This is a genomic window from Pseudoalteromonas sp. 0303 (assembly GCF_013349995.1).
In the GTDB taxonomy this organism is placed as follows: domain Bacteria; phylum Pseudomonadota; class Gammaproteobacteria; order Enterobacterales; family Alteromonadaceae; genus Pseudoalteromonas.
This window is the reverse complement of record NZ_JABVXF010000064.1, coordinates 1-11,626: the sequence shown is the minus strand read 5'-3', so window position 1 is coordinate 11,626 and position 11,626 is coordinate 1. Positions and strand designations below refer to the sequence as shown.

General features: G+C 37.9%; 8 protein-coding genes and 1 pseudogene. All 9 read left to right on the top strand.

Translation table 11 applies throughout. From position 1 onward, the window contains the following. The first annotated feature begins 297 nt into the window (after window positions 1-297). Window positions 298-1,365 (top strand): HlyD family efflux transporter periplasmic adaptor subunit, encoded by a 1,068-nt coding sequence (locus tag HUS62_RS21530; protein WP_175081104.1) that lies wholly within the window; start codon window positions 298-300, stop codon window positions 1,363-1,365. A gap of 114 nt (window positions 1,366-1,479) precedes the next feature. Continuing rightward, window positions 1,480-2,636: pseudogene (locus HUS62_RS23405) on the top strand (peptidase domain-containing ABC transporter); the annotation flags it as partial. An 18-nt stretch (window positions 2,637-2,654) separates the two neighbouring features. Next, the gene (locus HUS62_RS23400) at window positions 2,655-3,461 is read left to right on the top strand and encodes a peptidase domain-containing ABC transporter (RefSeq protein WP_404936079.1); all 807 of its coding nucleotides are present in this window, start codon (window positions 2,655-2,657) and stop codon (window positions 3,459-3,461) included. A gap of 295 nt (window positions 3,462-3,756) precedes the next feature. Then, window positions 3,757-5,328, top strand: a complete 1,572-nt coding sequence (locus HUS62_RS21520) for a S41 family peptidase (protein WP_175081103.1) — start codon at window positions 3,757-3,759, stop codon at window positions 5,326-5,328. A 93-nt stretch (window positions 5,329-5,421) separates the two neighbouring features. Continuing rightward, window positions 5,422-5,592, top strand: a complete 171-nt coding sequence (locus HUS62_RS21515) for a hypothetical protein (protein WP_175081102.1) — start codon at window positions 5,422-5,424, stop codon at window positions 5,590-5,592. A gap of 71 nt (window positions 5,593-5,663) precedes the next feature. Then, window positions 5,664-6,878 (top strand): radical SAM protein, encoded by a 1,215-nt coding sequence (locus HUS62_RS21510; protein ID WP_175081101.1) that lies wholly within the window; start codon window positions 5,664-5,666, stop codon window positions 6,876-6,878. Between the two features lie 928 nt (window positions 6,879-7,806). Next, complete coding sequence (locus tag HUS62_RS21505; protein ID WP_175081100.1) at window positions 7,807-9,981, top strand: bifunctional diguanylate cyclase/phosphodiesterase; 2,175 nt, start codon at window positions 7,807-7,809, stop codon at window positions 9,979-9,981. Window positions 9,982-10,023: 42 nt separating this feature from the next. After that, entirely contained in the window at window positions 10,024-11,037 is a 1,014-nt protein-coding gene (locus tag HUS62_RS21500) for a fatty acid desaturase (RefSeq protein WP_175081099.1), read from the top strand. Between the two features lies 1 nt (window position 11,038). Then, window positions 11,039-11,449 carry a GFA family protein gene (locus HUS62_RS21495; protein WP_175081098.1) on the top strand — a complete coding sequence of 137 codons (411 nt, stop codon included), beginning with the start codon at window positions 11,039-11,041 and terminating at the stop codon, window positions 11,447-11,449. Window positions 11,450-11,626 lie beyond the last annotated feature (177 nt).

Sequence of the window (11,626 nt, the reverse complement as noted above, 5' to 3'; positions counted from 1 at the left end):
GGGCTAGTTTTGACGATGAATTCAGGGCTGAGCTTATCTTTGGTTAATACTTGTTAACAAAGTATGCTCTCACCCTGGGGGTGTGATAAAGTGTGAAGATACGATAACTACAACAATACTGGGTATATGGACAACCTATTTAGAGAAAAAGCCACGAGCTACCGATATAATAGATTAGAAGGGAATATCAGTTTAATACAACCAACCACATTCAAATACCTAACTATTCTACTTTTAGCTATGACGTGCTGCAGTGTGATATTTCTATCAATAGGAAAATACGCTCGCAAAGAGCTAGTGTCAGGAACGCTCCAACCAGACAGAGGAGTAGTTAAGATCCACTCTCAACAATCAGGGATTGTCGAAGAGTTGCTTGTTTCTGAGGGGCAGTTTGTCAGCGCTGGTGATGTGCTAATTAGAGTCAAATCGGAGCAATTCGGTGAACGTGGCTTTGAAACGAACCAATCTTTGGTGCAACAATATCAAAACCAAGTTGACTTCATAACAAATCAACTAGCAAAACAGAAACAACAGAATCAATTGCAAATAGAAAATATAAACAAAAAATTGCAGAGCCTTAACCTAAAGGCAAAGCAGGTTATAAACAAGCAGGCACTCTTAAATCAAAGAATTGACGTAAATAAAGAAATAAAAAGCACGTTAGAAGCGCTATCAAAAAGCGGTTATGCCTCTAAGTTGGAATTCAAAAGACAAAATGATTCGCTTTTATTGTTGAGACAACAAAGTTTAATTCTGGAACATGAACTCAGTATGGTGGCCAGCGATATAGAGCTAACCGAAAACCAATTAAAAGCCTTATCAATTGAGCACTCTATCAATATTGACAAGTTAAGAGAGCTACTAAACGAAAAGAGTTTGATGCTTTCAAGGTCGAAGCAAAGAAAACTAACGGAAATATTATCCCCTATAGATGGAAAGGTATCGGGGGTTCTGGCTAAAAAAGGGTACTTAGTAGAAAGCAAGAAAGGTTTGATGAGTATCATTCCCGCGAAGTCGGAATTGATTGCTGAGTTATTTGTTCCCACCTCAGCAATTGGATTTATTGAGCAAGGACAATCCATAACGCTCAGATATCAAGCTTTCCCGTATGAAAAATTTGGCTCATATAAAGGTTCAATTATTGAGGTGAGTAATGTTGTGATATTACCCACTGAACGCCAAGCCAGCAACGTGATTTCAACCCCATTTTACAGGGTAAAAGCGAGGCTTGAAGGGCAATTTGTAAGTGCATATGGGAAAGCGTTTCCTTTGCGTTCTGATATGCAACTTGATGCAGATATCGTCATCGAGGAAAGGAGTTTGCTTAGGTGGTTGTTTGACCCCATTTTTAGTTTGAGAGGATAAAGCGTGTCTGTGCAGTTTATTAATATTGGTGAAAAGCTACAGTTTTGGAAGCCTGATAGGTTAAAAATTATCAGGCAGTCGGAAGCTGCTGAGTGTGGCTTAGCTTGCCTAACCATGATCGCTGACTATCATGGGTTTAAGACATCATTAGGAGAGGTAAGACAGAAAATCCCACTTTCTATCAGTGGGGTTACATTAAATGATTTAATGCAGTTTGCGGCAAAACTAGAACTTTCTTCGCGCCCGTTAAGGCTGGATTTAGAAGATTTAGGGGCACTTCAAACTCCTTGTATTTTGCACTGGGATTTGAACCACTTTGTAGTGCTAAAATCAGTGAGTAAAAATCGAATCACTATTCATGATCCAGCGAAAGGAGAAGAAACAGTACTGCTGAGTGAAGCGTCCAAGCATTTCACTGGGATCGCACTTGAATTGACTCCCACTCAAGAGTTCAAGGCGAAAAAAGAAGAAGCAAGACTAACGTTATCTAATTTATGGAGTAAAATCACTGGCCTTAAGATGTCATTGTTGCAGATATTTACACTGACACTCCTTATTCAGATATTTACGTTGGCAAGCCCGTATTATATGCAATTAGTTGTCGATGATGTCATTTTAACGTCGGATACATCTTTGTTGCTCACATTGGCAATCGGATTCTTCTTGGTATTACTGTTTGAAATTGCCACCACAACTTTAAGAAGTTCAAGTCTTTTGCATTTTAGTAGCGCACTTAACCTTCAGTTAGGAGCAAACCTTTTTCACCATTTAATTCGCTTGCCCATTGAATTTTATGAAAAGCGGCATATAGGTGATGTCATTTCTCGATTCGGCTCATTGCAAACAATTAAGCAATTAATGACAACCGGTATCATTGAAGTGGTACTTGATGGCCTTTTAGCTGTGATCACTTTGTTGATGCTTTTTTTTATAGCCCAAAGTTGGCATTAATCGTATTGCTCGCTCTTATGCTGTATACCCTCATTCGGCTCGCCATGTACTACCCATTTAGAAAAGTGACAGAAGCTGAAATTGTCGCGATTGCAGAAGAGCAAAGTAATTTTATGGAGACGGTCAGGGGAATACAAACTATTAAACTGTTTGGCTCCGAGGCTAAAAGAGAGGGGCTTTGGCAAAATTATTACTCTACTGCCATTAATGAAAATATAAAACTTGGCAAACTTCACATTCGATATAGTGCAATTAGCAAGTTTTTATTTGGTGTGGAAAATATTGTTGTTGTCTATATCGCTGCTAAATTGGTGCTAGGAGGGGGGTTCAGTATTGGGATGCTGTTCGCGTTTATGGCTTATAAACAACAGTTTATGGAGCGTGTAACCAACTTAATAGAGAAGCTTATCGAATTTAAAATGCTGAGTTTACATTTTGAAAGGATTGCAGATATAGCACTAACATCAAAAGAAGAGCTTCATTCGGGTTTGACTAATAAACATAAAATCAAAGGCAAAATAGAGCTTAAAAATATATGTTTTAGATACAGCGAAGCAAGTCCAAATATACTAGAAGACATCAACTTAAAAGTTGAAGCGGGTGAGTCCATTGCAATAACTGGCCCATCAGGTGCAGGGAAATCGACATTGTTAAAAATAATGCTGAGGTTAAATACGCCACAAGCTGGGGAAGTGTGCATTGACGATATTCCATTAAACAAACTCGGTTCACAGCAATATCGTGATCAAATAGCCGCAGTTATGCAAAATGACGAATTATTGTCAGGCTCAATTGCCGATAATATTGCATTTTTCGATCAGAGAATTGATATGGAGCGTGTATATAAGTGCGCCAAGCTAGCATTTATTGATGCTGATATTAACAATATGCCAATGTCGTACAATAGTTTAATTGGAGATATGGGGTCGAGTTTGTCTGGCGGACAAAAGCAGCGCGTATTATTAGCTAGAGCACTTTATAAAAAACCCAGAATACTCTTTATGGATGAAGCAACTAGTCATTTAGACTCGAGTTTGGAGTCGGATATAAATAGAGCGATCAAGGCATTGGATATTACGCGAGTGATTATTGCTCATAGAAAAGAGACTATTGAATCCGCTGATAAAATTGTAAAAGTACTGTGAATAAAAAATACTATTAATAAAAGGTGTTATTAATGGGGTTCTATTAATAAGAAATGCTATTAATAAAAATACTATTAATGAAAAATACTGTTAACAAAAAATGCTATTAATAAAAATAACGGTAATGGAAAGTGCTGTTAATAAAAGGTGTTATTAATAAGGTTTTCTATTAATTAAAAATACTGTAAATAAAGAAATGCTGTTAATAAATTAAAAAAATTCTATAAATAAAAAAGTTATACTGTATTATACATTTCAGGTGGCAAGTGCTACACAACCAGATAAAAGGATTTATATGATCTTTCTTAGAAAAATGTGTTTTATAGTTTTAACTATCATTATTCCTGTTCAGGCACATTCTGCTGACTTTCAGTTCAGCAATATCGATAAGCAGAAATTAGCAGATGTTTTATTTAATGAAATAGAACGTTTAGATGCCTCAGCTGTCTCGATTCGTAATAGTAAAAAGACTGTTTCATGGAAAGATTATCGAAGAGCTACCACTAAAAACATCGTTGAATCTAACAACTTTAAAGAGCTCGCTGCTGCTTTAGATAGAGCGCAACAGGGTTTTATCAACTCTCACTCTGCAATTCAATTATATAGCAACTTCTATAACAGTCGCGAACTTTACACATCGCCACCAGATCACAGAGGTTTAGAGTTAGGATACGAATTTCCAAACATTAAGTTCTTTACCCTAGGTAGTAAGCGGTATGTCAACTCTATTAATGGAATTAACCTGCTCAATTCATTTAATGAGTTTGAAAATTATCGTTGTGAATATGCACATCAGATTTCATGTATTGATAAGTTTGTTAAGTGGATAAAATTCGGCTTAGTAGGATTGAATATTAAACAAACCAATACCTTTGGCGCACCTAATGGTGAAAATTGGGATGAAACAATTCAAACAAGAGAAGCCAACCCAAACGCCGCGTGGCCCGCAGATTGTAAGGAATATGCTGATGCTTTCCCTTCAATGTCGTTAGCTCACTCTAGTAAAAATGCCTGTATCCTACAAAAGGGGCAACAGGTACTATTCAAGTTAAAACGCTTTGCTCAGTGGGGCGTGCCGCAAAATGATCTCTATTGCAATGCTACGGCTAAGGCGGACACATTATGTCATGAGGTGCAGTCATTAACAAACCTATTATCAAAGCTCGACTCTGCAAATTTAATTGTTGATGTTCAGGGAAATAGTGGAGGCTCTGAAAATACACCTTTAGTCTCTCTTGTAACGCAAAATGGCTTTTATGACAATTTAGTGCGGTATAAAAATACCAAGGAGATGCTAGATGAAGATTTTAGGACTCATGCCTTTTATGGCGTAAGCGCTGCTGAGAAATGGTACACAAAGAGCAGCGGAGCGAAAAGTGCTAAGAAGTATTTAAATCCAAGAGCAGACTTTTGCCGTGGCGATGAATCTTGCGCATTTGAAAAAATTGCTTCAAAAACATTAGAAACCAAAATTGATAAGCTAATTGTAGTTACAGATGAAAATTGTTTTAGCTCTTGCGATGATTTTGTATGGAGAGCGAAGCAGTATGGAAACGGGCTAGTGATTGGTCAAACTCCTGTTACAGACAGTACATATGTCAGTGTTACCGGAATATTGTATCACCTACCGAGTGGAGAGATGAAAGTTAAAGTCATTGCGCCTGGCCAACAATACGCATTAGAAGATGACGCAACTAAGCTTGTTTGGTTTTCGGTACCATATACTCTGACTGTCGATAAAATTGACAGGCCTATTGATGGAGATGAGCGTATTTTAGATAAATTTATACCTATTACGATGGCTAACTACGGAACTATCGGAAAGGAAAATATATTGAATGCTATCAGGTTGGCTGAAGCTAATTAGCACAATATACAGGAAGGATTTCTACAGGGATACCTGTTGAAAAAAAGCTGTTGCATGGGAGCAACGGCAAACAATCATAATAGGAAAACTTAGATGTTAAATATTAAAAATAAAATCTTAAATGCAGAGAAAAAACTACCTAACTCTCTACGTGAGTTACAAGTTGAAGACTCTAAGAAAGTGAGTGGGGGCAACTTTGGTAAAGGCTGTGTTGGCACTTGGAGTGAAGGTGTTTCAGGCTTCAAACAGCAGTGTCAGCCATAGTTTGGTAATTGGTTTAATAAAAATCAAAAATTATTCGGCTGCTCTTTAGCAGCCGATTTCTAGGAGGGAAAGTGTTACCAAATTCTGTTGTAGGCCTAAGCCGCTTTTTTGAAGCTGAAAATGTGCAGAGTTTAGAGATTGTATTGAAATTAACTGAAAGGTGTAATATTGAATGTACTTACTGCTATTACTTCTTTGGTGGTGACGAGTCTTATAAAACCAGAGCGCCCACATTTTCGAAAAAAAATGTAGATCATTTAGTCTCATTCTTAGAACGATGCATTGCAGATGGTGTCACCAATATTCGAGTAGTTTTACATGGTGGTGAGCCTTTACTATTAAAGAAAGACCGTTTTTCTGAGATATGTGAGCGACTAACAAGTATACAGGGTATCGATCTTGCGTTATCAATACAAACCAATGCAATGTTAATCGATGATGATTGGATAGCAATTTTCAGTAAATACAATATATTTGTGGGTGTAAGTATTGATGGGCCTGAAGATTATAACGACCTCTACCGAATTGATAAGCAAGGTAAAGGAACGTATCAACGGGTTGTAAAAGGGATAGATAAACTACTTGATGCAAATAAAGACGGATTAATCCAAAAACCTGGCGTCATTTCTGTAATTAACCCTGACTTCGAAGCGTCGGTAATATATGAACATTTAACCAAACATCTTGATTTAAGTAACCTCCATTTTCTGTACCCTGATGATACATACAGCACAACATCAGAAGATAAATTGAAAAGTATTCAGAAATATTCAGATGAGTTATTGAATAGTTGGGCTAGTGACACTGCCCTGAGTGCCAAGGTGAGGTTTATAGATAATTATATAAAAAGAATACAGTCTACGCCTTTCTCAAGGGATCTGCATCAGTCATATGCTTCATTGCGAAGCGTTATAATCACGGTGGACTCAAATGGTGATATTGGGCCTGAGGATACATTGAGATCCATTATACCTGATGCCTTTGGTGATGGATTAAATATTAAAGACGCAACTATCTCAGACATTACATCAAATGCAAAATTGATGGATGCGTGGTTAGGTATGAACTCGATCCCCTCAGAATGTGGAGATTGTGAGTGGAAATCCGTGTGTCGAGGTGGAGATCTAAAAAATAGATATGATGAAGAAAGTGGTTCATTCAACAACAAAAGTATTTATTGCACGACTATAAAATCTAATTTAGAAAGTATCGCAGCAACTTTATATCGAAATGGCATGCCGATTGAGCAAATAGAAAAAAATGTTCAGTGCTATTCGTCGTCTTAGTAAGCAATATTGAGTTATTGCTAAATTTTTAGCCTCTTTCTCATAAAGAGGCTCTGTTTCCTAATAATTTTCTTCTTAACTTAACCTTGTTTTGAATTATTTCCAAACGCTGTTTGTTAATGCTAAGTAGACAGCATGCTATTGCGAAATTCACTCATTATTTGCAGTCAATCCAAGTCGCTTTAGCATCAGAGTCAATCGACATGAGCAGAGTATTCCGTACAAATTTAGCAGCAAGTAACTTTCTGTCCAGCTCTTAATTTATCGGATGATATTTAGTTAATAATTTGTGCGGCTAAAGCTACAGAAAAAAGTATTGATGGCGAAGCATTTCTGAAGCAATTGCACCCTAAGTAAATATAGCAGGCTACCTTATTTAGCTTTTTTCATCGTCAATTATGTTTTTAAGTACTTATTACCTCCATGGGCATGTACGTTGAAATAATACCTAAGTTAAAGTAGATACAGTAACATCGTGAGTGTAATTTCAACGCCCTAGCTTGTCACCTATAAAACCAAATAGTGACGGAGCATATTTGTAGCTGTAAATATGCAAGGAGTTAAAGCCTTGAATAGCATAAATCATTGAGCGTTTGTAGCGAGTTAACTTTTTTCAGTATACTTTGTCCTTGTATGATGGGGATAATGATTGAATTGTTAGTATGAAACATGAGAGTAACGCATATAACTCAAATCTAAGTACCAACTCCACCTCGATTAAAGCTACTTTTGTTCTATTTATAAGCGGTCAAGTTAAACTATGCTTAACCTACAAATAACCTTGAAAAATGTGTGCTTATTTGATTGAAAACTAATCATTTAAGACTAGAGTACGATGGTGTTTGAATACATCTTATAATACAATCTGCGGTCTGAACTATAAGTGAACTCAATCACTTAGTACACAATATCGGTAGGGTAGCATAGCGTGGGTACATACGACTTAAAGCGTATTGTTGAAAGCATTTCAAATCTTAAAAGTGAGAACTTTTATAATGCAATATGCCTGTCTTTATCAGAAGTGCTTGGTGCTTCTCATGTTTTTTTAGCTCAAGTCGATGAGTCAACTTTGCATGCAACGACTATAGCTTTGTGTGCGCATGACGAAATTGTTGAAAACATCAGCTACGATATCCGCTGTACGCCTTGTAACAATGTGAGCTGTGGCAGTATCTCTAGTTTCAGCTCGGGTGTTCAGCAGCTATTCCCAGATGATCAGATGCTCGTTGATATGGGTATCGAAGCCTATGTGGGTGTGCCTTTACAAAGTATATCGGGTAAAACCGATACCATTCTTGTCGCGCTATTTCAGCATGAAATTAATGATGCGATGCAAATTGAGTCTTTTTTCTCGTTATTTACTGGTCTTATCCAGCGTGAAATCGAAAAAGATCGCTTTATAGCTAAACTTGATTTTGCAAACCAATTGATTGAGCAAAGTCACGAAGCGATTTTTATTTGCGACCACAATGTGCATATTACCTATGCGAATACGGCATTTACTAAAATGACGGGTTATTCGTTGGATGAAGTCTTAGGGCAAAATCCAAAAATTTTAAGCTCAAACAAATATGATCCACATTTTTATAAAGCAATGTGGCACCAAATTAATAATGAGGGTAAGTGGTCTGGTGAAATCACTAATAAAACCAAACAAGGTAAGTTGTATACGCAATTTTTATCGATAACCAAAATGCAAAATAATGGTGAAGATTGCTATGTGGCGTTTATTTTGGATATCACCGAGAAAAAAGAGGCTGAGCAGAAAATTTATTTTCACGCTAACCACGATCAACTCACCGGTTTAACTAATCGTTTTTACTTCAAAGAGTACTTATGCCAGTTGCTATCGTCTTTGTCGTACCAAGACGATGCAAATACTAACTTAGCCGTGATATACTTTGATGTTGATAAGTTTCAAGATATCAACACCGTTTACGGTTTAACCTTTGGCGATAAGGTTTTATGCGAGCTTTCAGAGCGACTAAATAGTAGTTTTAAAGAGTCTGCTTTTTCGCGTATCGATGGTGATAGTTTTGCAATTTTACAAACTTATCAGCATGCCAGTGAACTTGAGCATGTTTGTAAACAAATTACCGCGTTACTTGTTGAGCCCGTTTCTATTGGCGGCATTAGTCAGCAGGTGTCAGTTACGCTGGGCATTAGTCGATTTGAGCAAACTGGCGCTGTTAGTTCACAAGAAAAAATTGAAAAAATAGCCCGCCGCTTAATACGCCAAGCAGAGCTTGCTACCTTAAATGCAAAACAAACAGGCGATGAGTACCTGTTTTTCTGTAAAGAAATGGATAACAAGGTCAAAAAACATAACCAGTTGGTTGAGCAGCTTACTGAAGCGGTGAAAAGCAACGAAATTGATGTGTATTTTCAACCTATTATTGATATTGAAAATAACACCGTTGCTAAATTCGAAAGTTTAGTGCGATGGAACAACCAAGGGCAATGGGTATCACCTGCTGAGTTTATTCCGTTAGCAGAAGAGTCGCGGGTGATTATTCCCCTCGGTGAACTTGTATTGATTAAAACCTGCCAGCAAATAAAGGCGTTAGAAGCACAAGGTTATGAAAACTTTGTTTTTAATGTGAACCGTTCTTTATTTGAATTTACTGAGTTTAACCCTGAACGTAATGCATGGCTTGAGATTATTAAAGGGCAAGGGGTTAAACCATCACAAATTTCATTTGAATTAACTGAGAGTGTTTTAGCGCCAGAAAATACCAACCATCTCGATGTGTTAAAGCAGTTGAAGCAAGCTGGGTGTTTAATTTCGCTAGATGATTTTGGTACGGGTTATTCGTCTCTTAGTTATTTGCGCCGCTTCCCAGTTGATGTACTAAAACTAGATAAGTCATTTATTGATGAAGTGCATGTTGATTTAGGCGATGAAGCGCTGGTTAAATCGATTATTCAAATGAGTCGTGTTTTGGGTATTAAAGTCGTTGCTGAAGGAGTTGAAGAGCGCGAGCAATTGGCTGTGCTAACCGAAGCCGGTTGTGACTATATACAAGGCTATTACTTTTCTAAACCATTGCCAGCAAATGATGTAATTCCATTTTTAACGCAATTTCTCGAGAGCAGTAGGTAATTACTGTATGATTTTGACATCAAACAGTTAGCAAAGCTTGTGATGTCAGAATTAACCGCAAAGCAAAACATAAAGGCGATTGTTACAGCCATTAAGGCCGAAGAACAATCGCTTAGATCGCATTACCCTATTCTTAACCAGCAAAACGCCATTGCGATGATTATTCTGCTGGCGTCGTTGTTTTCACTAATCGGTGTTGCGACACTTTATTACTTAGCGATTATTCCCTCGTGGCTTTGCATCATTCTGGCTGCCTTTATTACCTCGGTATCGCATGAGCTTGAGCATGACCTTATCCATAAGCAGTATTTTAGTAATCACCCTTTCATACATAACTTTATGATGTTAACCGTGTGGCTTATGCGGCCCAATACGGTTAATCCTTGGTATCGCAGAAAGATTCATTTACATCACCATAAAGTATCCGGCACCTCACAAGATTTAGAAGAGCGTTTAGTGGGCAATGGCATTAAATCGCCATTTTTAAGAGCCTTGGTCATTACTGATGGTCTGCTAGGTTTATTAATCAATACCAAGCGATTTAATAAAGAAATTAGTGGTTTTAAGTTTTTAAGCGTGTTTAATGCGGGCTTTCCGATTGCAACCGCGTATTTTGCGATTCTTTATGGGGTAATTGCTTATTATGCTGTGCAGTTTGTGCAGCCGTTTACATTGCCGCCGTGGGGAGCTGAGTTACTGGCGGGAGCTGAGTTTTTAATGGTGGTACTTATTGTGCCTAATATCATTCGCTCAACGTCTCTTAACTTAGTGACATCTTCAATGCATTATTATGGCGGTGTAAATAACTTGCTTGAGCAAACGCATGTGATCACCAGCCGTTGGTTTTTACCGTTTCAGTTATTTTGTTTTGATTTCGGCCGAACCCATACAATCCATCATTTTGTGCCGAACCAGCCCTTTTACATTAGGCAATTGATTAGCAAAAAAATACGCCTTATTATGGCCCAGCATGGAGTACGTTTTAATGATTTACAAAGCTTAAAACATGCCAATCACTATCCAGTAAAAGAGCTGCCACCTCAACAAGGAGTTTAATATGAAGGTTACCGGTCGTTGTCATTGTGGTGAGGTAACTTACCACGCAGAAGTGGATGAAAATAAAGTGATTAACTGTCACTGCACTGACTGCCAAATTATCTCGGGTGCGCCTTTTCGTACGGTTGTGGTGTCTGTGCCAGGTGGGGTTACCTTTACAGGTGCTGAGCCAAAAGAGTATATAAAAGTTGCCGAAAGTGGTAACCAGCGTGCGCAAGGGTTTTGTGGTAACTGTGGTACGGCCTTATACGCGACTTCTGTAGGTGCAGGTGAGCGTATTTATGGCTTACGTATTGGCGCCGTAGAGCAAGCTGATGAACTTATCCCTAAAGCGCATATTTGGTATCGCTCACATAAACCTTGGCTAGATAGCCTTAGTAATATGAGTGCCTTTGAAACCGCACCTAAATAGCTGTGGTTTCATATTTATTGCTGGCCGATGGTGATATTTCGGCCACTTAAATAACCAAATAAAGCACACAACAGGCTAGATGCAATACACAGCCAAAGTGCTTATATGGACTCCTCCTATTGCACAATACCCTTCGTTAATTTTGTCAGACTGCGTGCTTATATGCGGGCTCATAAT